Below are 22,998 nucleotides of genomic sequence, written 5' to 3' on the forward strand. Positions count from 1 at the left end.
CTGGTGGATGACTACAGCTATGAATCGGCCTTAGCACCCTGCGCTATGCGGCTGGTTTGACGTAACGCCACTGTTGTAGCGGCAGCTGTGGTCGAAGTGTGCCAAACGAGCCCACCGGATGATAGTCGCTGACCTGCAGACCAACCAGTTCACCACCATGGTTTGCATGCAGCTCACGCAATAATGCCTGCGTTTCCAACGTCACTGCGTTGGCAACCAAAACACCACCTGGGGTGAGCGCCGCTAAGGCAATATCCACCACGCCGGGGTGGGTCAATCCCCCACCGATGAAAATTTTTGTTGGCAACCTGCCTGTGCCGTTGTGTGCCGCGGCAAGGGTTTTTTCGCAGGCATCAGGTGCGGCACCAGAAAGCTCGATACGGGATCCTACAAGCTGTTCCACATTAGCGGTGATTGTTGCTTGGCGTTGTAGGTTGGATTCGAAAATAGTTGCTGTCGTCTTCGGGGTACTGCGGCAAAATTCGATTGCGACAGAACCCGAACCGCCACCAATATCCCACAGATGATCCCCTGGCATGGGGCGTAATGCACAGACGGTTACACTGCGGGCGATTCGCTTCGTAATTTGGCCGTCATGCTGATATTCCTGCTCGTCGAGACCAGGTAGCACACTGCGAATCGGCGACGCCGGGTGCACAGCAGCAATAACCAAATCGCTGTCAGGGGCGACGAGGTCGGCAGCACATGCAGCAACAATGCGTTGGGTGCGGCTGCCTAAATCCGAAAGCACTGTCACAGTGATCTCCGGGGTGCCGCGGCTGCACAATAAATCCCGCAGATCGGTGACGGTGTCACGGTTGCGGCACAACACCATCACTGGTTGGCCTTGATCGAGCAGCGGCTGCAGGACGGAAACTGGCTGTGTGAGGACGCTGACCACCGGTGTGGTGGCAGTCGACCAACCAAGTGCCGCGCAGGCCAGCTGGAATGAGGAAACATTGCTGATGATCTGTACCTGGTCGCGACCATAGCGGTTGATAAGCGTGGTGCCGATGCCGTAAAAGAGCGGATCACCGGAAGCTAACACAACCCGTCGCTTGCCGTCTGTGATGTCCCCAATGGTGGTGGCTAGGTGTGGCAGCAGCGGGCTTGGCCATTGCTGCTGCAAGGCTGTACAACATGCTGGATCTGCGGCGAGTAACCCGAGTTGCCGCGCTGATCCATAAACAATGTCCGCACAGCGCAGGGCGGCTATAGCCTGCTGATTGAGTGTGGCAAGGCCTGCCGCCCCGATGCCGATCACCACCAGTGGCGCAGCGGGAGGCTCAACTTGGGGATTGATTTCGGCATCTGCCAGTAAAGGCTGCTGCGGCCTGGAGTTACGCATAGTTGATCAGTCTACCCGTCAACACCTCGGTCTAACGCAGCATCCGCGGCTGGTTGTTGCACACAATGTGGCCATCGTCGGAGATGATCACGATGTCTTCAATGCGGGCACCGAAACGGCCGGGAAGATAAATCCCAGGTTCGATGGAAAACGCCATCCCCGGTTCGAGAACTAATTCGTTGGTGCTGGTAATAAAGGGTTCTTCGTGGGTCGACAGGCCAATGCCATGACCCGTCCGGTGCACAAAAAATTGCCCATATCCAGCATCACTAATCACCCGGCGCGCAGCATCGTCGACGTCTTTTGCCCGTGCACCGGGTACTGCTGCTTGGCGTGCGGCGGCTTGCGCTGAGACTAATACTTCGTACATGGTGTCCATCTCTGGGTCGATGCGCGCAGCGTCAGCACCGCCGACGATATAGGTGCGCGTGCAGTCTGACCTGTAGCCTTCGCTATCGGCGCCCCCGATATCAACGACGACCATCTCCCCGGTTTGGAGTGTCCGGTTGCTGTGCTCGTGGTGTGGGTTGGCGCCGTTTGGACCGGAGCCGACAATAACGAAGTCCACAGCAGTGTGGCCGTGGTTGAGGATCTCTGTGTGGAGGGCGGCGGCAACTTCTGCTTCGGTGCGACCGGGTTGCAGCAGCTGAGGTACTAATGCATGAACTTCGTCGATAGCTGCCCCAACAGTTTGCAAATGGGTAATTTCTGCTGGATCTTTCAGCATGGTGAGTTGGGAAACAATCGGGGTTGCAGCAACAATGCATTGCGGACGGTTGCCGAGGATGTTTTGCAATGTGAGTAAGTGACTGGCGGGCATGTGGCCGTCGACGGCGAGTCGCATATGGTGCGGATCGTGGCCTTCCCCTTGAACAAGTGAAATCACGGTTGCATGGGGATGGTCATCATCGGTGTAGCCAATGATGTTGATATCTGCTGTTCCCGGTAGCGCGGCGAGAGTTCCCGCATCGACCGCGGGTGTAATCAATTGACAGTGCACAGGACGTTGTTCATCGCTACTTTGAGGAATGATCAGCGCACTGAGTCGTTCGTGGGTGTCGGCTTCGTCTCCGAGGAAATAGCGCATGGTTGCCCCAGGAGTGACGATGAGTGCATCGGCGATATTTGTTTGTGCAAGCAATTGTGCTGCCCGCTGTTGCCTGGATTGGTAGGTTTGCGATGATATTGAAGCGGTTGTTGTCATAGCCGCCATCCTACGACGGAATCCTTTTTCGAGACGGTGCCGATACGACAGTTTGGGTGGCAGCGTTTTGGAAATATCTTCGTAGGGATGTGTTGGCGCCGGTTGGAGCTTCCACCTAGGGTGGCTGTCATGAGTAGATCTGCTGATTTGTCGTCGTTTCGGAAACCCGTACCTGACTGGGTGCGTCCTTGGGCGACTGCAGCATCTCCTAGTGTGGTGAAACTGCGGTATCGCGATCGATACGCTACCGGTTTTCTTACCTCACGTGCAGCGTTGGAAGCAGGCGAGCTGGGGCATACTCCCCCACGTCCAGTGTCGACTCCTGCAACGCATGTTATTTGTGCTGCTCACAGTGTTCATGCGGCGCAGCGATCGCCGATTGACTTGCTCACCGAAGATGGTTCAAGGCGACGTGTTGAGGCGGGAACTTTCTGTGTGCTGCCGCTTTCGGATATTGCCGTTGCGCCGTTACCTATGTCGCTTGCATGTGACCATTTGCCGCTTGCTATGGGGGGAAGTTTTCTCGGTTCTCCGATTGTCAATCTTGGATTTGGTGGCAGTCGGGGTGCGAGTAGTCGACGAAGTGCTGCTGTCGGCTACGGTCGCCTGGCGGCTTATGGGCGTTGGGCTCGGAGTTTTGATGGGCGGATTGCACTTCGCCACCCGATGTTTGTGTGGCTGTCCCGGGGTGCGACCATGTTGCCTGGTGATTCGGGTGGGCCGCTTATTGTTCGGCAGCAAATTTTGGGGGTGCAGTCGATGCTTTTTTCGGTTCCTGGTTTTCGGTGGTCTATCGCAGATAGTTTGTTGCCGCAGCGGAATGTGCTGCGCGAAATATTGCGTACTACCGGTCCGGTGGAATAGATTCTGGCCAGGTTGTGTTGCAGGCTGCCTGCCAGTGATCTGCTCTGGTGTGCTTTGGTGGTGAGTCCCTTTTCCGGGGATCAGGATGTCACCGGAATACTAGTTGCACGCAAAGATGCTGGTAGGTCTGTTGTCCCTGAGGTTGTGGCGAGCCGTTTTAGTGTGCCGCCGGATGGAATGTGCGGGGTTTGCCAACGGTGATGTCGCAAATGTGACAGCCGACGGTGGGATCTCTTTGTTCCCCACCGTGGGCTGTGCAATTCTGCGGTTCGAATATGGGATGTGCGGGGGCGGTAGCTATCCGTAATCCAGTCTGCAGGTTTTACAGTCCGATCGCTACCACCCCGCGGCGGATGGCGTTGATGGCAAGCCGTGTTTTCGCCGCCAGGTCAGCATCTGGGGTCGCGTTCGCAACTTGATTCATCAGGTCAAGAAGCTGCCGGCACCAGCGGACAAAATCACCGGGAGCAAGTTCAATACCAGAGGCTTGCGCGGCGGCAAGGGCATATTCGAGCGGTGCGCCGGCAGTCCACTGATGGGCGGCGCCAACAAAACCTGGATCGGGCACCTTCGATGGTGGAATAGCATTGTCGGCTTCTTCCCATTGGAGTTCTTCGAAAATGCGCTGCAGTTTCGCTGCGGCAAGCCGTATCGGATCGGTGGGGGCAAGCAGCTTACCTGGGGTGTCGCGGCGATTTTGGAAGCAGAGGATCGATAATACTCCGGCGATCTCTGCGGGATCGAGATCTGCAAATACCCCGCGGCGGATACATTGGGCAAGCAGCAAATCAGCCTCACTGTGCAAATGGCTAAGCATTGTTCCCGCAGCGGTGAGCTGATAGACCGGTGGAGCGGTTTCCTGCTGTTCTGCGTTTTCGTCGTTGACGCTGTGCAGCTGATATTTCACTGCAACAGTGGATTCTGGTTGCAGGTTGTCTTTCCCGGCAGTCTCTGCAGCCGGCTGTTCGGTCATTGTTGTCTTGTCGGCTGAGGCGGTGTCGGGAACCTGTTCGAGATAGTCGAGCCTGGTCAATAGCTCGACAATCCGCGTGAACTGGCTTACTAGCGAATCGCCCTGGTTGTTCATTGCCCGCTGGAGATGGTCAAGGGTTCGTTCCGCTTTGAGGACTGCTTCGGCAAGGCGCGCCAGACGTTCCCGATCGGGGAAACTGTGTCCGACATGGTGCTCAATGCGGCGACGTAACCGTACCGATTTGCTATCTGGGGTGATTCTGGGGGCGCTGAGACGACGCGGTTTGGTGAGGTTTGCCCGGTGAAGATAGCGCACCACATCTTCGCGAACACGCCGCGGTGGTTTTTTCAAATTCGGCAGTTGCATCGTGCCGAGTGTGACAGGCGCAACCGACAGCATGGTGTGCGGCATGCGGCCTTGCCAGCCTTCTTCGTTGATGATCTCAGGGGTAAGCGATCCGTTTTTGCTGCCTGGGCGAATCACCACAGCAGTGTGAATAGCGCGTCGCCCTTTATAGGCGATGACTGCACCTGGTTGAAGCTTGCCAATAGCTGCAACCACAAGCCGTTCGACATGGTTTTTCCGCTGCTGTTTTACTTTCTTTTCACGCTGGCTTAGTTCGTAACGCAGCCGCATATAGGCAAGAAACGCGGCTGCTGGAGTGGTTTTTGCGACTGCTCGTTGCAGCGCTACCGGCAGTTCAACAAGGGACATTTGTTCCTCGAACTCTGCCTTGAGCCGGGCAAGGTTTGCTTTCGCCCGGTCAATGGTGGCATAGTCGTGCACCACTTTTCCGTCGATTTGGAATTGGGCGAAAGATTTATTCAGCAGCGCCGTGGTGTGCGCAAATCCAATGGTGTTAATCAGGTTCACCGCCATGTTGTAGCCGGGGGTGAACGTTGAATTCAACGGATAGGTGCGGGTGGATGCCAGCTGGGCGACACTGTCCACATCAAGCTGCGGCTCCCACACGATCACCGCATGTCCTTGCACATCGATGCCGCGGCGCCCGGCGCGCCCTGTGAGCTGGGTGTATTGACCGGGGGTGAGTGGTACGTGGGCTTCGCCGTCGTATTTGATGAGTCGTTCCAGGATGACGGTACGGGCGGGCATGTTGATGCCCAGGGCGAGGGTTTCGGTGGCGAAGACTACTTTGAGAAGTCCTTGGGCGAAGAGGTCTTCGACGATGTGTCGGAAGGCTGGCAACATGCCAGCGTGGTGGGCGGCGAAGCCGCGGATGCAGCCGGTGCGGAAAGCAGCAAAGTTGAGGATGCGGAGTTCTTGTTCGTCGATGTCGGCAACGCCAGCGTCGACGATACGGGCGATGGCGGCTTGTTCGTATTCGCTGGTGAGGGTGAGTTTTGAGGTGCGGAGGTGGTAGGCGGCGTCGTCGCAGCCGACGCGGGAGAAGATGAAGTAGATGGCAGGGAGAAGGTCTTGGGTTTGGAGGGTTCGGATGACGTCGACGCGGCGTTGCCGGAGTTGTTTGCGGCGTTGATGTGGTGGGGTGTTGTCGTGTTCGTGCTGGAGGGCTCTGCTGGTGCGGTCGATAGCCCGGTGCAGGTTGGGGTTGACTCCCCCGTCATTGGTGTTCAGTAGTGGGTGGAGGGTGTGTCCGACGAGCATCCACTGGTTGAGGGGGACGGGCCGGTGTTCGGAGATGACGGTGGTGAATGCGCCGCGGACGGTTTCCAGCCAGCGGCCGAATTCTTCGGCGTTGCTGACGGTTGCAGACAGGCCGACGATGGTGGTGTATTCGCTGACGTTGAGGATGACTTCTTCCCACACGGAGCCGCGGGATCGGTCGGCAAGGTAGTGGATTTCGTCCATGACGACGTGGGAAAGGTCGACGAGTTGGGGTGCTTCGGCGTAGATCATGTTGCGGAGCACTTCGGTGGTCATGACCACCACATCGCCGTCGGGGTTGATGGATCGGTCGCCGGTGAGTAGCCCTACTCGTTGTTCGCCGTAGCGGGCGACAAGGTCGTGATATTTTTGGTTTGAGAGGGCTTTGATGGGGGTGGTGTAGTAGCAGCGTGCGCCTTTGCTGAGGGCGAGATGGATGGCGTATTCGCCGACGATGGTTTTCCCTGAGCCGGTTGGGGCGCAGACCAGAACGCCGTGGCCGTTGTCGAGGGCGTCCATGGCTTCTTGTTGGAATGGGTCGAAGTCGAAGTCGAACAGGTCGGTAAACGCCGCCCGGGTTTCGGCGTTGGCTGCCATCACTGTGTGTTTACTCCTTTAAACGTGGTGGGTTGGTGTTGAGTGTATTCGGTGTGGGGGTTGGGGGCGGCCGGTGGTGTGGTTAGTTGCCCCAGGTGACGATTCCGCGGCGGATTGCGGTGGCTGCGAGTTGTGCAGTTTCGGCGATGACGGGACGTTCGGGGTAGGCGGCGATGGCGGTGAGCAGGTCGGCGGTGCGGGCTGCCCATTGCACGAATTCGCCGGGGCTGAGGCTGATGTTTTGGGTGTGCAGGATAGTGCGGATTGTGGCGAAGCTGGCACCGTCAGCCCACAGATACAGCGCCCCGGTGGCGCGTTCGTCGGGTTCGTCGGGGCTGATGTGGTCGACGGGTATGCCGTGCGGGTGTCCTATGTCCATCCAGGTCATGCGGGTAGCAGTCATGGCGTAGGTCATTGCCCGGGTGGGTGGTTCGGTGGCGTGTCCGCCTTGGCCGATAAATCCGGTACACATGCTGGCAACGCCGGCGAGTTCGGCGGGGTTGAGATTGTCCCAAAGCCCGCGGCGCAAGCATTCGCTGGCGACTAGTGACCACGGTCCGGTGATGGTGGCGAGGAGTTCGCCGGCGGTGGTGAGTTGGATGGTTTGGCTGCCCGGGAGTTGCTGGACTGCGGTGGGGTGGTCGTATTGTTCGGCTGGTTGTGGTGGTGGGCTGGTGAGATAGCCGCGGGCGGCGAGTTCGGTGCAGACTTCGGTGAATTGGGCGGATAGGGCGAGTTGACGGACGGCGAATTCGTCATCGAGTTGGTCGAGTCGGTGCCGGGATTGGACGTAGCGGATAGCAAGTTGCCGCAGCAGAGCCTCGTTGGGGTGGTGGGAAACGATATGGGTGGCAATGGTGTTATCGAGGGCTTCGAGAGCTGGGTCGGTGGGGATTGGGTCGACGGTGTCGGGGATGCTAAAGGTGTGGCGGGCGAGTCCGGCGATGACCTGCGAACGATAGTCGGGCATGTGCAGCCCGGTGATGCGGCGGCGACGGTTGCGGCGGTTGCCGGCGCGTTTGGCTTTCATTCGGCCACGGAATGTGGCTGGGCGTACTTCGAGATGAAGCCGGCCAACGATTTCTGGTGGATACGCCAGCGAGCCGGGGGTGAGCCAGCGGTCGGCGCCGGTGCCAAGATAAATGTGGACGCCGCGGTGGGCATCCGCCCGTTCCCCGTCGTTGACGACCACTGCCAGAGTGTGTCCCCGCCGGTGGCGCAGCGCAATAACCTGCCCGTGCCGAAGCTCGGCGAGGCGTTGCCGAACACTGTCTTCATTGCGACGCATCGCCTGTTCGTTGACGATGTCTTCTTCTTGGCCACGTTTGAGATGCAGACGGCCATAGTTGATCACTGCATCAACCCGGTTAGCGGTGGGGGCTTGCAGAAAAGCTGCCAGCTCCGCGGGGGCGGTGGATGATGCTGGGGCTGCCTTGTTGCTGCCTACGGCGGGGTTGCCGGTGGATGCAGATTGCTTGGCGCTGAGCGGATCGTTGGTGGAGTGAAGATGGGAGTCAGTGGAGGTGTGACCGTTTCGTTCTGCGGCTGCTGGGTGAGCAGTAGCATCCGATGAAGCAATTGGTGTGTCTGCGGTGGCGGAGTGTTCCGCCATCGCATCAACCAGCAGTGACAACGTGTGCTGCAACTGCTGTTTTGTTGCTTCATAGTCTTTGAGCTGTAGCCGATGCCGCCGCTCCCCGAACGAGTGCAGGAGCAGCCGCCGTGCCTCCTCATATCCGTATTCGTGAATCAGCCGTGCAGCCATCGCCGCGGTGGGCTGCAACGCTGATGACAGCTTTGGCACACTACCGTGGGTCAGTTTGATTAACTGTTCGGCATCAACTGAATCGTCAGGCACAACTACCGCATGGCCGGCAGTGTCAATCCCGGCGCGGCCTGCCCGAGAGGTGAGCTCTTCCCACCGGTCGGCAGTCATCAACGAGTCGGTGGCAGGGGTGGTATGGCGCATCGTCGACAACACCACGGTGCGGGCCTGTGGGGAAAAGACGGTATCTGGTTCAGCTGCGGTAAACACTGCTTTTAACAGTCCGCGGGTAAAAAGCTCTTCCACGATCCGGCGCACCAGCGGCAGCACATCGCTGTGGAAAGGAGCAAATCCGCGCAGGAGCTGCTTTTTCACCCCAGAGATCCGTAATTCGTCGATATCGTGCGCAGGAATATGGGCGATGCTCGCGGCCACAATCCGGGAGATTGCAGCCGCCTCATCGGGGCTGGTTAAACAAATGCCGTGGGCAACGCACGATTCAGCGATTTGGTCACAGCGCAGTTTGCCGGCAACCACCACCACTGCCGGGAGCATCGCCTGATCGGCAAGCAGCTGTAATTGGCGATGATACGGGGTTTGCGCACCGCTGGTCAGTGCCCGCTGACCGAAGACAACAGGGGGGACTTTCTGCCCTTTGGGGCGATGCGGCCCCCACCGGTCAAATGCGGGGCGAACATTGCCGTTGCGTGCCAGCTGCAACAAGTCATCAAAGAGTTCGGCCCGCGATTTTTGGGCGATCTCTGACTGCAACTGTTTTCGCGCCGCTTGACTGGTTTGCTGCTGTTTTTCCCGGCCGCGTTTGGCCACATCCATCGGTGATACTGCAGCTTTTTCACTCCCCGGCGACGTGTGAGCCAGCACACCAGGTGACCGGGTTGAATCATCACCGCCCCCAGCATCGGTAACCACCTGGGTGACGTGAAACTGGTCAGTGCCGGCGCCAGTCGACTCCGCGGCGGAAGGTTCACCAGATTCGGCAGCCGGTGCCTGGAAAAATTCTGCGTCATCGCCTGGTTCAGCGGCATCCTCGTATAACGGCAGCAGCGCATCAGCGACCAGCACCCAATGCTGCAACGGCACCGGTCGATCGGCGAGCTCAATGAGCGACCAGTTGCGACCAAAATCGCCCAACCATTCCACACAATCTTGCGCATTCGACAAATGCCTTGCGATCGCAATCATTCGGAACGGTCCGGCGAGCGCCATCACGGTTTCTTCCCAGGCCGTGCCAGTGCCCCGGTCAGCCATATGATGCACCCCGTCTAACACCACCAGCTTCAGCTGCGCCCACCGATCCGGATAGCGCTGCATACGAGAACGCACATTTGTAATCACCGTGACCACAATTGGCGCATCAGGGGCCACCTCGTGGCCATCGATCGCAACGCCCACCTTCACTGCGGGAAACATTTCGGTGAGCTGCCGCCGCCGATGCATAGCCTGCGACATCGAATCAGCAACCCACACCACCCGGTGCGACTCCCCCACTGTCGCATAAATCGCGGTCGCCGCCAATTGGCGGGCACCAGTTCCTGGCATCGCAGAGATAAATACCGACTGCGACGAAGCTAACACATCAACCGCACGTTCATGTTCACCAGTCATCGGTGCACCTAGCTGCGCTAAAAATGCATGCAACTGTGCGGTCGACGGTTGGTGCGACGAATTGTCCGGCTGCGAACTCATAGCGATCTAGTCTAGTTCACCAAACCACACCCTGCAGGAACCCTTCCCCAGTGACCCGCAACTGGCAGAACCTGTCACCGGTAGACAGCGATCTGGCCGCCAGCGCTGACCACACCTTGCACCCAACTCCTGCCTAGCCATGAAACGACCTGCGTCGTTACAGCACATCGTCAAACGACTGCGGGATGTGGGTTTGCGGCCGTTGTGGCTGTTCAAGCGGCTGCGGGGTGGGGCGGGATGAAGGCACCACAGGCTCTGGTCGGCCAATCCCGCCAGGGCCGTCACCAAGCGGCGACGCAGCCTCATCGGAAACATCCAACCACTCCGGACGGGACACGGTTCTCCGCTTATCGTTGAGGCGGCAAAATTGGAACGCCCCCTCCACCAGAATGATGAGCGCCACCGCCAACACCACCATCGAAAACGGATCCTGGGTAGGGGTGGCAACGGCGGCGAACACAAACAACCCAACAATAATGTAGCGGCGCTTATCTTTGACTACCTCATAGCTCAATACTCCGGCAATATTGAGCATCACCACCAGCAGTGGCAGTTCAAAAGAGACCCCGAAAATCACCAACAACGCCAACAGGAAGTTGTAGTAGCGCAAGCCGGACAATGCAGCGGTTTGGGTTTCATCGCCGATCGACAGCAGAAACGACAAACCAATACTGATCAAATAGTAGGCAAGCACCGCACCGATGGTGAATAACACCACAGCAAGCGAAACGAACACCCTAGTGTAGAGCTTTTCGTTCTTTTTCAACCCTGGGGTGATAAAGCCCCACAGTTGGCCGAGCCACACCGGCGACGAAAACACCGCCCCAGCTAGCGCCCCCACCTTCAACCGCAGCATAAACATTTCAAACGGGCCGGTTGCCAACAATTTACAGCTGCCATCAGCGGAAAAATCTGCCCGGTTCTCTGGCGGAATTGCACAATAAGGACCGCGCAAAATATCGCCCAAGGTGGGAATCGTCAGGGTGGATCCACCAATACGCAACGAGAGCCCATGCTGATACCAGATAAACCCGACAAGAGTCCCGGCCGCAAGCGCGATCAGCGCAACGATGACCCGCCGCCGCAATTCCTGCAGATGCTCCACCAGCGTCATATCACCAGTAGCTGGCAAGCCACGACGAAGCCGTCGCATCCCGAGTCGTTGTTTGCTCATCTTCATCCTTCGCCTTCACACAGCCGATGCCACCGCCAGCTCACCACTATCGCAGCCAATTTCACCATTCGGATACTTGACAGTGCACCGTGACAGTGGGTGTGGCGGAACGCTTTTCCCGGCACAGACCAACCCCAGATATCCGCATGGACAATAAGCCTGCCCCCCGATGCCGGGAAGTTGCCCTACCAAGGAGCAACTGTGCAGAAAACCTACTGGGGCTGCTGGGTGTTCGGTGGCTGCTGTGTCGGGTCAACCGGATTCGGGTTCACCACCGGCGGGGTCTGCTGCACGGCAGTAGGCTGCTGCACGGCAGTGGGTTGCTGAATCGGCGTAGCCTGCGGCGCATCATCATTGGACAATTCCTTGACTTCAGATTTGAAAATCCGCAAGGAACGACCAAGCGAACGAGCAGCGTCCGGAAGACGCTTCGCCCCAAACAGCAGCACCACAATCAGCACAATGAAAATAATCTCGGGCAAACCAAGCGTAGGCACAGTACAGCTCTCCTCTTTCACTGCCAATAGTTGCAACAGCCAGCTACAGGATCATCGAAACACTTCAATCCAATGCCGGCAGCTGCTCCACATCGGCAACCGATCCACACACCAACACAGTGCTGGAATTAGGCACCTTCCCTGCCGCGACCATACCCACCTGCAAGAGGGCAAAGTACCAGCGGCAAGCAATGATGCCACAAACAATGGGTGGCACACGCTCCGGCCTCACCACATCGGCAACACCGTCACCAGCCAACCACTAGCTCTCACCCATCCTAGGACACTGCACGGTAAGGCGTGTAACACCTTGACGAAAACCATCGAAAAACTCGTTCAACCACCGCCACCTCCCAGGTATAACCCGGCTCAGCATACTGTTAGCGTGTCTCCTGCTGCACATAGTGCGTCAAGCCGGCTTTTGCCTGCTCAATAACCTGCTGGGCGACCAGCGGATCCAAGGCCACAATGTTGCCGGCATGACCGACAATGAAATTCACCAGCCACGACATCGAGTGATATCGGATCGTCGCGTCATAGAACTGTTCATCGTGTTGCGACAAAATTTCTACCGGCTCCGTACGACTAATCCACAGCAGCGACTGGTGGATTCTCACCCTCACCGAAGCCGCGTCATTGAGGGAAAAAGGATCCTGCGGATTTAACTCAATCGAGGCGGCACGTGGATCAATAGCCACATCACTGACCGCAATATCGTCAATGCGATCGAACCGAAAAATTCGCGGCTGCTGGGCGTCATGGTCAAAACCGGCGAGATACCAAAACAGGTCATGGGTAAACCGGTAGGCGACACTCACCGTTCGCGAAGTGCCTGCAGCACTGCCTGGTTTGCGGTAGGTAAACTTCACCGCCCGCTGCCGTGTCAGCGCCTCATCAATTGTGGCACTGGCCTGCACTTGGGATTCGTCTTCCTCCCCGAGGATCCCTGCGAAGCCACCGGTATAGTTTTTTGTCGCGTGTTGTAACTTTTCCAACGCCCCGGTGATCGCTGCAGCATCAGCGTTATGCGGAATTGATTGCAGCTGCTGCAGCAGCAAAATAAGACTGGTGGCCTCTTCCCGCGACAGGCGAAGCGGCCGATCCAATCCTAGCGATTGCTGAACAGTCACCGCCGACGAGCCTGGTTCATAGTTAAATTGCAGCGAGCGATGCCACTGTGGATCGACACCACCTTCAGCTAAACCGCAGAATTTTAGCCGTTCCAAATCCTCCCGCAACACCTGTTGGGACACGTCAAGCTGCTGACTGACCGCGAGTAAAGCCACATCTTCATGCTTTGTCCGGGCAAGCTGACACACCAGTGCTGCTTGCCGGGTTAACGTCGCCAAAATGGACTGATTCATGCCAGACTCGCTCCCCCATCAACTACCTGACCCGACTCCGATGTAACTTCCGCAAGAACCTGCTCGTGCGCGGCAATCAGTTTCTTGTAGCCGCGAGCCACCTCAGCAACAACATCTGTCGGGCTGGTGACCACCATCTGTCCACCCTCCCGTAACGCAACTTCGACAAGATTCCGGCGATCAATATTGGGCAACGTCACCGAAGCAGTGTCCGAAACCGGAGGCTCCACACCACCGGCTGCAAGCACTTCCTGCACCGCCACATTCGGTGCTGCACCTACCGTTACTGTCGCGTCGACTGTCACCCGCATCGAACGCAAAGCTTGAGCAACCAATTCGGTAAGTGAAACATCATCCGGTGGCAGTTGCGGCGATGGTTGGCGAAGCAGTTTCACCTCGGTGATGTTCACTATCCGGAAGGTGCGAACAGCTTCACGACCAAGGTCAAAACCGACACAGTAGCGGCGGCCGTGCACGTTCACAATGCCCCACGGGGCAAACCGACGCTGCTCCGGGACAGCAGCTGCATGGGAACTGTAGGAAAACTTCACCTGAAAATTACCGGCAATCGCCTGAGATAGTTTGGCAAACGTTTCCAACTGTTGAATTTCTTGCCCGGTAGCTGCAGACCAGGTGGCGACCTCGGCAGGATCAATATCCATACCGTCAACTAGTTCTGCTGCACGCAGCTTCAACAATGCATTATTGCTTAAAAGCTGCAGCTCCCCCGAACTGATAACACTGCCGACCATTGCCAAGACCCGCTGTTCTGCAGGGGTGAAATCGATGTGCGGCAATTCGTAGCTGGAATGCTCCACTTTGTACCGCGACGACTCTTTTTGGGTATTGCGCGAAGGAATTTTCTTCAGCGGCAGCCCTTGCCGAATCAGCAGCAGCGTGTCACGTTCAAGGCGCATCCGTGCCTTGGAATCAATATCTTGTCGGGCATGATCCAAATAGCCGGGAATATTGCGAATCAGCCAATCAACCTGCAACCCTTCGGGTGGGCCTTGCAGCAACGTCAGCCACAGGTTGGTGAGCCGTTCTACCCGCTGCGCTTGCTTCTGCTGCTTTGTTGCGCTCAATGCTGACCTCCTTGCTGGCGGAAGAACTCCCACCGTCGCCGGGCGCTGGATAAGAAGTCTACGGCAGAAATCGACTCGTCCGGAAAGTTACACGCCAGCAAAAGCCCCCGCTTTCGGTGATGGTGAAAAAACACCCGTCTTCGTGCTTCCATGTTCATGGAAACAGTGAAGACGGGTGGGAAAATACAGCTGCTAGACGCGGTATTCAAGCGCGACCAGTACTACTGGTTGCAACATCCTACTTGTCGGTTGCCCAATAGAGATCTGTGAGGCTCTTCTCAACGCCGTACCGGGAACCGGTGTTGACGACTTCCTTCAGGCCGACGAATGCGCCGTACATCTTCGTGGCCGGTACTGAACCACTGTTGAGCACCGGAACTCCGACGAGCGTGGTGAGGTGACCAGTGGTGCCTTTACCGTAAAGGAACGCCGTGTTCTCGGTCATAATGTTGAGGAACCAGGAGTCTGCGACCTCTTCCGGATAAATATCATTCGCACCATAGTCGTGGGTCGAATTTGGCCACAGGTTTTCACCCGAACCGATTGCACCAACTTCCTTGTACAGATCAACGGACATCTGGGTGGATTGGTGGAAGTTTGCCACACTTTCGGCAACAGCATGCGCAATGACCATCGCTTTTTGCCTATCAGTCAACGGCATGACTTCCATAGCAGGCTGATGCATCTCGTTACGGAATTCGCTGATGTTTTTCGCCATCTGAGCGTTGTAGCGGTCATTGAAGTCAATCAAACCGCGTAGGTTTTCAACATCCTGATCCGTAATCTCCGGAGCTGTCCAAACATCGGCAATGTCACCCTTGGTGGCTTTCTCGGCGCGGAAATGCTCCAAGAACTTCTTTAGGGTGGGGTTGCTTTCCCCGTAGCTGCCGCCGGTGAGTTCCCGGAGTCCAGTGCCGTACTGGGATTTGTAATCGGTCATTGCTGAACGCTTCCACACCGACTTGCGGGCAGCTTCAGCGGCAGCAGCGCGCTCCACCTGGGTAAAGTCTTCCGCACGCTTACCTGCAGGTGCCTTGTGGTTGTAGACATCCACAACATCAAGATAGACCGTCAGCGACTGTGGAGTGGTGACGTTTTTCAGCTTATCCAGCTCTTGCTGCGTGGTGTATTGGAAACCCGTTGCGTGGTCGAAGATGATATTGCTTTGCTTCGTCTTGATCGCAAACGCTCCTACCTCGGTTTTCGGCAAGGTGAGCTGAGCATCGGTACCCTTTGGTACCTGAATGGTTTCAGTTTCCAATTTGGTGCCGCGGTAGATGTATTGCACATCGACCTGCACCGTTTCCACCGGAGTCGATTCGGCAACGACCGGGACAGTAATAGTCTTGGCTTGCTGAATGTTCTGCAACACTGCGTTATCGAAAGAGTCGGCAACCTTGTAGGCAGGACCGGATGGATTGGTTGGCAAGTTCAGGGTGGCCGCCTTGCCATGCTGAACCTGCTGCTGTTCAGTCTTCAGCGGAGCTGATCCTTCTGGAGCCTGCGAATCGACATAATTGAGGGTCACCGTGTAGATCGCCTGATCAGCGCTGATCGTCGCAGGTGGCGTGCTGCTCTTCAACAGCACTGGAATGACCACAGGATCACTAGAGCTGATCTGTTCCCAAGGCTGCTTAGTGCCGGTGCCACCAGTATTGACGGCAGGATCAAGTACATACACCTTGTCACCGACGGTTGGTGCAACAGGCGTGATCGACTCACCTTCAACAACCTCTACGGTGTCGCTGGATACCACCGTATCGTGATGGTTATAGGACACAGGTACCGTGAACACCTTCTCCAGTGGAATCTCCACTTCGGTGTCCTTATTGATCTTCTGCAGTGCTGAAGTGTCAGTGCCCGGCTTAATCCGGTAGGTAGCCCCCGACTCGGCGGTCGGTAGCGTGACCGTCGCATCACCTTCGGCAGCAACCGTCTGCTTATCGCTGGAAACCGGCTCACCCTTGTAGGTGTACTTCACCGTCACTTCGTAGTTTGCCGGTTTTGCAGGCTCAACTGGAGTTTCTGCTTCTACCGGTTTGAGGTTGACGGTGATAGTCGTGTTGGCCTGGATGTTTTCCAGTACCGCCGAGTCGAAGGAGTCGGCGACTTCCCGGTCGGAGCCGTCTTGTGCCTGCGGCAGATTTAGGGTGGCATTCTTCCCGGCAGCTACGGTTTGCTGTTCGGTTTTGACCACCTGGCCGTCGTTGTCCACATAGTTGATGGTGACGGTGTATTGCTGCGGGGTTGGTGGTTGTACTGGTTTGGACTGCTCCACCAACGGAACACGTACGGTCTGCCCATCGGCAGCATCCCTCAGCGCAGCAAGATCAAAGGTCGGATCAACAATGTAGGTGCCCTCAGAGCCGGTCGGAGGGGTCAATTCGATGTTCTTGCCATCCGAAACCGTAACCGCTTCGGTCCCTACGACCGTGTCGCCAAGAACATACTCCACCGTCACTTCCTTGTCTGTGGTGCTTCCCGCAGAGGGAACGAATTGCACAGGGACATGGATCGTGCCGGATTCGGTTACATTGCTAAACGCGTTCCAGCCAAAACCTGGAGCAACCCGGTAGATTCCCCCATCGACTGTTGGCAGCGTGGGCAGCACGAGTCCGCCGCGGACGACTTCACGTTCTTCGGTGCCGACAACCTTGCCGTCAAGCTCGTAGGACAGTGTCACCTTAACGACATCAACACTAGGGTCGGTTGGATTGGTTGCCGCAGCCGAGGATCCAGAGCTCAACGCGTCGCCACTAAAGAGGGCGAGGATGACAGCAATTGGAATGCCGACACGGAGCAACCCGCCGATAAGCATCTGCCCCGGATTGGGGAGTGCTACCGCGCTGGTGGTGCTGGTTTTTTTGCTCGAAGATGAGGACTTGCTGCTTGCTGTGGTTTTACTGCTTGCAGCGCTGCTCTTGGAGGTTTTGCTGATCGAGTTGCCAGCAGGACGTTTCGCTGTCGAGGTTTTCGTCCGGGTGACCTTCACAGTTCGGGTGACCTTGACAGTCTTCTTTGCCTTCTTCGTCACCGTCTTGGTCTTCTTCGAGGAGCTTGAAGTCTTCGACGAACTTGCCGACGAGCTGCTGGACTTTGCAGATTTGCTGGAGTCCTTTTCCGCAGCGTTTTGGCTGGCCTTCGACGAAGCTGTCGACGAAACAGAGGATGAAACTGAAGAAGAAACACTACTCGAAGAGGAGGAAGCGCTCGACTGCGAAGCGCTCACATCACCTTGTTCGTCCGCAGGGGTAGAACAGCTCGCAAGACCGAGGGATGCAGTGGTGAGTGATGCGATGATGGCGATGCGCCAATCGCGACGATTGAGGGCTGACAAGGAAATTCTCCTCAAGCAAAAGATTCCGGGTATAAATGATCGTTCCTAGCTTAGCCGTCTGACAGGCGAGTTTCGACTTTTCGTCGGGGCGAGTCGCAACCTGTCACCCAACTGTGCTGTTTTCCACCCCAACCGGGGTGTGTGGACAAGGAATGTTCCTTGACTTACGAGTGGGATTCGTGTTGCTGCCAAGCTGCTATGAGAGCCGCTGCTTCCCCACTGCTGGTTGCCAGCGGATCGGGCAATGACACCGTGGTGGATGTGGGATAGTTAGTTCGCAGCAGTGACCAGTCGGCTTGCAGCGCAATATCGTTGGCGCGCGCGTGGTCTAGTAACTCGGCGCGAATGGTTGCCCGGGTGGTGGCTGGCGCGGTGTGTATCGCCGCTTGGATGGTTGCTTCGTCGATGACGGTTGCTAACGCCGACGAGCGGGTCAGCATGGAACCAATGGTGGGGGTGGAAGCAATATCGTGATAGGCAAAGTCAAGCTGGTTGAGTCGCGGATCGTAGGCATCTGGGGCGATGTCCCATCGCCTGCGATAGGCGGCAAGCAGTGTGCGTTTGGCAATCCAGTCGACGAGATGGCTAACTGTTTCCGGTTTGTGGTGTTCAAGTGCGGTAATGATGCTCTGCCACCAGGAGACGACTTGGGTGAGTTCGGCGTTGGTTGGCGCCTGCTGGTCGGCGGGGTCGGGGCGATTGTTTAGCCAGCTGCTGGCTGCCTGACACCATTGCTGTTGGACTTCTAACGCGGTCAGCTGTGTGCCGTCGTCGAAGGTAAGCACTGTCGAACCTGTAGGGTCGCGGGCGATGTCGCCGAGCAGGTTCACCGGGCCGTGATACAGCATCCCATGTGGTGCAAGATCGTGTTCAATAAGTTCCAAGGCCAAAATCATGATGCCGACTTTGAGCACAGTAGATATTTCGCTGATGTTGGAATCGCCGACGATGACGTGCAAGCGGCGCCACCTGCCACCGTCGCAATGCGGTTCATCCCGGGTGTTGATTATCGGCCGCGACCTGGTTGTTGCAGAGGATACCGATTCCCACACATGGTCGGCTCGTTGCGAGACAAGCCATGAAGAGCTGGTTGGTTGCGGGCGGCCGAGGGGTATCGCCGACGAGTCAAGCATCCCTGCCCCGCAGATTAGTTGCCGGGTCAGCAGCAGCGGGGTGAGCGTGGCTGAGAGTTGTTTCAACACGGTTTCACGGCTGACGAGGTAGTTTTCGTGACAGCCGTAAGAATTGCCGCGCGCGTCGATATTGTTTTTCAATATCGCCAGTTTGCCGCCGGTAATACAACTGTCGGGGCGCTGGCGAAGACGGGCAGCTAAATCGGCAAGGATCCGATCGCCGGCTTGATCAATCGCAAGAAGCTGAGTGAGTGTTGAACATTCGGCGGTCGCCCATTCGGGATGGTCGCCGACATCGATATAGAGCCGGGAACCGTTGTGGTGAAAAATGTTAGCGGCCCCGAACTCTTCAACAATGGGTTGAAATAGTTCGCGGGCGGCAATACCGGGGTCGATGGTGTGCCCGGTGGCGTCGGTGGCGTGGATGCCGTATTCGGTTTCGATTCCAAACACCCGCCCCGCAAGCGGCTCGTGTCGGCTCATCGCTGAATTCACCTTGTGTTGTTGTGGCAATGGGATTGTGGTGGCTGCGGACGGTGCTACTGGCCGCCTTTTTGCACATAATTGTGCACGAATTCTTGGGCATTTTCGTCAAGCAACGCGTCGATTTCGTCGAGCAGTGAGTCATTGGCTAACGGCTCGGCGGCGACTGTTTCGTCAACGGTGCGGCTGCGGATAGGTTCTGTTTGTCGATGGATGCGTTCCATGGTTGCGGCGGCTGCTTTCTGTGCGAAATAGAGTGAGGAGTTTTTTAGCCAAGGTGAACGGAGTTGGCGGTGCCAAGTGCTCTTGCGAGCCTTAGTGTCCGCTGTTGCTGTGTTCAACGATAACCCCTGGCAGTGTAGAGATGTGAGCGATTGCGGCAGACAGAGTTGCGGTCTGGTTGGCGATAAGCGGAGCCAAGTCGGCGCCTGTGGGTTGGGTGGGATCCGGCATTGCCACAGTGACCTGTTGTCCATCATGCTGCAAGGTGAGCCGATCCCAGTTCACCGCGGTGACAGCTGCTGGGAAGCGGCTGCACAATAGGCTTCGTACCGCCGCCCGGGTGGTGGCTGGAGCCAAAGTTGCCGCAGCAGCAATGGTGGCGTCGTCGAGAATGGTGTGCATTACACCACGTCGCACGAGCGCATGATAAATGGAGCGTTGCGGATCAATATCGGCGTATTGCAGGTCAAGTGCTGCAAGTTTGGCATCCGCAAAGCTTGCTCCTTGATGCAAATACCGTTGGCAGAGATGCAGTTTCGTCGACCAGTCAAGCAGGCCGATTGTGCTGCGCGGATCGTCGGCCAGCTGGTCAAGGATTGCATCCCACCGCTGAACAATATCGGTGTGACTCTCAGTGGTGGCCACCGCCGCGGCACGCTGCAAATATTGCCGCTGAATTTCAATCGCAGTCAGCGGGGCGCCACTGGTGCGTGCCAACGGTGTGGTGAGCTGCAGATCACGGGAAACGGTGTGCAGTGCTGCAACCGGGTCGGCGAGGGTGAGATCAGAAAAATCGATACCGGCTTCGATCGCATCCAAAATCAGTGCGGTGGTGCCAAGTTTGAGCAGGGTGGCAAGCTGCGACTGGTTGGCGTCGCCAACAATCACATGCAGCCGTCCCCACTTGTCCGGGTCGGCATGTGGTTCGTCGCGGGTGTTGATAATGCCCCGGTTGAGGGTGGTTTCTAAGGAGATAACTTGCTCAATATAGTCTGCCCGCTGGCTGAGCTGGAATCCGGCGCGTTCGCTGCGTACCCCTAACCCGACCCGGCCGGCACCTGCATAAATCGGGCGGGTGACAAAATGGGGGATGAGGTTGGCGGCAAGGTCAGCAAAGTTGGTGCTGCGCCGATAGGTGTAGTTTTCGTGGTAGCCAAATGATGCGCCTTTGCCGTCCACATTATGGCGATAGCAGCGCACCGGCGGACATGGCTGTTGGTGGGCAACAAATGAATGCCCGGCGGCGGTTGCTGCGTTGAGCGCCGTGATTGCAGCAGCCACAACGTGGTCACCGGCGAGATCGTAGCGCAGCGCATCATGGGCGGTGGTGGTTTCCGGGGAGGAATATTCCGGGTGGGCATGATCGACATACAGCCGTGCCCCAGCCGGGGTGATGGTTTGCGCCACCCCAATAGCATTCGGATCCACAATCGGTGGCTGATGATAGCGTTTCAACGAAAAACCGCGGGCATCATCGAGCGGGCTCTCCCCCGCATAATCCCAGCGGGCGCGCCCCTGTGTTGGGGTTTGTGGCACACCGGTTAACGGATCTTTAGCAGCATAGGCCAGCACCAGATGGGTGGAGGTCATAATAGGTGATAGTGTCGGCGCCGACGGGGTGCTGATACCGTATTCGGTTTCCGTACCGATACTGCGAGATTGATCACTCATCGGGCAAGCTCCTAGCAACAGGCTGGCGGGGACGGAAAACGGGTGATCGAGGTGAAGGTTGCCTGCTCAAACAGGTGAATATGTGCCCACGCCTGGAGCTGCTCCGGGTTGGGCAGCAACGTTGGGTCTGCGAACTCGGTGGTAACTGCCTGGATGAGCATGTCCCTAGTGATCAGCCCCGGTGCCCCATCTAGCCGCTGGGTTAGCCCGGCAAGTTTCGCCCGGTTGACAATACTGACCAGCAGCGCACCGCTGAGCAGATCCCGGGCGTGAATGACGAGTTTCTCCCCGCTTGCGGTGGTGAGTTCGGCCAGCGGATAGTCGCGAAAAATCGTTGTCGCAACCTCTTCCGCCAACAGATCCGCCGGCTCAGCAAGCAGCGCTCGAGTAGGCAGTGCACGGCGAACAATAGCGGTAGCATCCACTTGTGTTGGGCGGGGAACAGCGATTTTTACATCAAAGCGGCCGGGACGCACAATTGCTGGATCAAGCAGATCCTCCCGATTAGTCGCGCCGATAACAATCACGTTGGTTAATGCTTCTACCCCATCGAGTTCGGCAAGCAGCTGGGGGACGACAGTAGTTTCCACATCGCTAGAAATCCCGGAGCCGCGTGCCCGAAACGTCGCTTCCATCTCGTCGAAGAAGATAATGACCGGATCCCCACTGCGGGCAAGTCTGCGAGCCCGGGCAAAAATGAGGCGAATCAGCCGTTCAGTTTCCCCAACATATTTATTGAGCAACTCTGGTCCGCGAATATTGAGAAATACCGCTTGGCCGTGATTACTTGCCGCCAACTGGTGGGCGACGGCTTTGGCCAGCATGGTTTTCCCGCAGCCGGGCGGCCCGTAGAGCAGCACACCTTGACAGGGGGTGAGCTGATAGTCGGCGACAAGCTGCGGATGGGTGACTGGAAGCTCGACAGCTTGTCGAAGCTGCTGTTGCGCAGCCGCCAATCCCCCAATGTGGTCATAGGAGACCTCGGGGATGTCAGTTAGCTGCCAGGTGGCAATGTCGCTGCGCGCATGAACCTTCAGTGCAACCAGCGCACGGATATCGGCAATCACCGTATCCCCCGGCTCAACAGGCCGCAGGGGATGCTGCGTAGCGTCTCCCGCTGAGGGAGCATCCCAGGTGTCCACCGAATCTGAATGGTGGCCGCGCAGCGGTAGCGCTAACGTCACAACATGGCTTGTTCCAGTTTTGTCGCTGATGACTGCGTGGCAACGATCCAACAGTGCATCTACGGTAAAGAGCTCGCCCGTGTCGGGCAGTCCACAGGTTGCAACAATCGCTGATTTGTCCCCGAGACGCACCAAGGTGCCGGCAGTAACAGTGACCGGATCCACCCCAGGATCGATACTTAACTCCTGCCGCCGCGACGAGGTGTACACATCAACCCGGCGGGTGGTAGGGCAAGCATCAGTCATCACGATACCGTATAGCGAAGGTGCTGAAACAGTGCCGTTCTCTAGCGTGTTTGCCCCTGTTTCCAGGCGGTATTGTCCACCGCTGTTGGGGGTGGATGCTGCGGATCCAGTACTGGTGTGTGAACCATTGTTGCCGGCGAGCTCGGCGCGGCTTGCCCGCAACAGCTCAACGAGTTTCTGGTTTTGTCGACTCAGCCGCTGAATCTCAGCAGATAGTTGCGCGGTCGAACCACCAGCATCGAATACATCATCACGGTAAGCCATGGTGCAGTGCGCCTCCACGATCGTGGTGTTGACGGTCTCCTCGCAGAGCAGACCTGGAAACAAACAAAAAGCAAAAACAACGAAGCGGAAAAAACCACAAAGACAATGCTGTTTCAGTTATTGGAAAAGGTGATCCCGTGTACGCTCACAGCTGCTCCATGCGAAGCCACAGCGCACCGATCGAGTACTTATTTCACCTTGCCGAGAATGTCTCGCACCTGACCTGGTGTGGCCACCAGACCAGAAGGGGGAAC

At 57.3% G+C, this 22,998-nt stretch carries 15 protein-coding genes; 2 read left to right on the forward strand and 13 right to left on the reverse strand.

Features of this window, described 5'->3' with window-relative positions; all coding sequences use genetic code 11:
• Positions 1 to 43: 43 nt before the first annotated feature.
• A complete protein-coding gene (gene cbiE, locus CCHOA_RS05210) occupies positions 44 to 1,348 on the reverse strand; it encodes a precorrin-6y C5,15-methyltransferase (decarboxylating) subunit CbiE (protein WP_123927794.1) in 1,305 nt (434 codons plus the stop codon).
• A 31-nt stretch (positions 1,349 to 1,379) separates the two neighbouring features.
• On the reverse strand, positions 1,380 to 2,552 hold the full coding sequence (locus CCHOA_RS05215) for a M24 family metallopeptidase (RefSeq protein WP_123927797.1): 1,173 nt from the start codon (positions 2,550 to 2,552) through the stop codon (positions 1,380 to 1,382).
• 129 nt (positions 2,553 to 2,681) lie between these two features.
• On the opposite strand from CCHOA_RS05215, the gene CCHOA_RS05220 reads away from it, so the two are divergent.
• Complete coding sequence (locus CCHOA_RS05220) at positions 2,682 to 3,416, forward strand: S1 family serine peptidase (RefSeq protein ID WP_123927800.1); 735 nt, start codon at positions 2,682 to 2,684, stop codon at positions 3,414 to 3,416.
• A gap of 322 nt (positions 3,417 to 3,738) precedes the next feature.
• Here CCHOA_RS05220 and CCHOA_RS05225 read toward each other — a convergent pair whose 3' ends face one another.
• The 7 genes from CCHOA_RS05225 to CCHOA_RS05255 form a co-directional block, all read right to left on the reverse strand.
• A complete protein-coding gene (locus tag CCHOA_RS05225) occupies positions 3,739 to 6,612 on the reverse strand; it encodes a DEAD/DEAH box helicase (protein ID WP_123927803.1) in 2,874 nt (957 codons plus the stop codon).
• 82 nt (positions 6,613 to 6,694) lie between these two features.
• Complete coding sequence (locus CCHOA_RS05230; protein ID WP_123927806.1) at positions 6,695 to 10,084, reverse strand: DEAD/DEAH box helicase; 3,390 nt, start codon at positions 10,082 to 10,084, stop codon at positions 6,695 to 6,697.
• Between the two features lie 157 nt (positions 10,085 to 10,241).
• Positions 10,242 to 11,258 carry a twin-arginine translocase subunit TatC gene (gene tatC / locus CCHOA_RS05235; protein WP_245992204.1) on the reverse strand — a complete coding sequence of 339 codons (1,017 nt, stop codon included), beginning with the start codon at positions 11,256 to 11,258 and terminating at the stop codon, positions 10,242 to 10,244.
• Between the two features lie 212 nt (positions 11,259 to 11,470).
• A complete protein-coding gene (tatA, locus tag CCHOA_RS05240; protein ID WP_123927809.1) occupies positions 11,471 to 11,755 on the reverse strand; it encodes a Sec-independent protein translocase subunit TatA in 285 nt (94 codons plus the stop codon).
• Between the two features lie 380 nt (positions 11,756 to 12,135).
• Positions 12,136 to 13,119 (reverse strand): helix-turn-helix transcriptional regulator, encoded by a 984-nt coding sequence (locus CCHOA_RS05245; protein WP_123927812.1) that lies wholly within the window; start codon positions 13,117 to 13,119, stop codon positions 12,136 to 12,138.
• Entirely contained in the window at positions 13,116 to 14,204 is a 1,089-nt protein-coding gene (locus CCHOA_RS05250; protein WP_123927815.1) for a helix-turn-helix transcriptional regulator, read from the reverse strand. The genes CCHOA_RS05245 and CCHOA_RS05250 overlap by 4 nt, the downstream gene beginning before the upstream one ends.
• 238 nt (positions 14,205 to 14,442) lie before the next feature.
• Complete coding sequence (locus tag CCHOA_RS05255; protein ID WP_164472397.1) at positions 14,443 to 17,022, reverse strand: hypothetical protein; 2,580 nt, start codon at positions 17,020 to 17,022, stop codon at positions 14,443 to 14,445.
• Here CCHOA_RS05255 and CCHOA_RS05260 point away from each other — a divergent pair.
• Positions 16,976 to 17,590: a hypothetical protein gene (locus CCHOA_RS05260; protein ID WP_123927821.1), complete on the forward strand. Its 615-nt coding sequence runs from the start codon at positions 16,976 to 16,978 to the stop codon at positions 17,588 to 17,590. The two genes, CCHOA_RS05255 and CCHOA_RS05260, sit on opposite strands and share 47 nt — an antisense overlap.
• A gap of 115 nt (positions 17,591 to 17,705) precedes the next feature.
• Here CCHOA_RS05260 and CCHOA_RS05265 read toward each other — a convergent pair whose 3' ends face one another.
• The 4 genes from CCHOA_RS05265 to CCHOA_RS05280 form a co-directional block, all read right to left on the reverse strand.
• The gene (locus tag CCHOA_RS05265) at positions 17,706 to 19,157 is read right to left on the reverse strand and encodes a proteasome accessory factor PafA2 family protein (protein ID WP_123927824.1); all 1,452 of its coding nucleotides are present in this window, start codon (positions 19,155 to 19,157) and stop codon (positions 17,706 to 17,708) included.
• Between the two features lie 56 nt (positions 19,158 to 19,213).
• On the reverse strand, positions 19,214 to 19,381 hold the full coding sequence (locus CCHOA_RS11045) for a ubiquitin-like protein Pup (protein ID WP_123927827.1): 168 nt from the start codon (positions 19,379 to 19,381) through the stop codon (positions 19,214 to 19,216).
• A gap of 91 nt (positions 19,382 to 19,472) precedes the next feature.
• Positions 19,473 to 21,050 carry a depupylase/deamidase Dop gene (dop, locus tag CCHOA_RS05275; RefSeq protein ID WP_123927830.1) on the reverse strand — a complete coding sequence of 526 codons (1,578 nt, stop codon included), beginning with the start codon at positions 21,048 to 21,050 and terminating at the stop codon, positions 19,473 to 19,475.
• A gap of 11 nt (positions 21,051 to 21,061) precedes the next feature.
• Positions 21,062 to 22,744, reverse strand: a complete 1,683-nt coding sequence (locus CCHOA_RS05280) for an AAA family ATPase (RefSeq protein WP_123927833.1) — start codon at positions 22,742 to 22,744, stop codon at positions 21,062 to 21,064.
• Between the last annotated feature and the right edge of the window lie 254 nt (positions 22,745 to 22,998).

The sequence above is a fragment of the Corynebacterium choanae genome, from assembly GCF_003813965.1.
Lineage (GTDB): Bacteria > Actinomycetota > Actinomycetes > Mycobacteriales > Mycobacteriaceae > Corynebacterium > Corynebacterium choanae.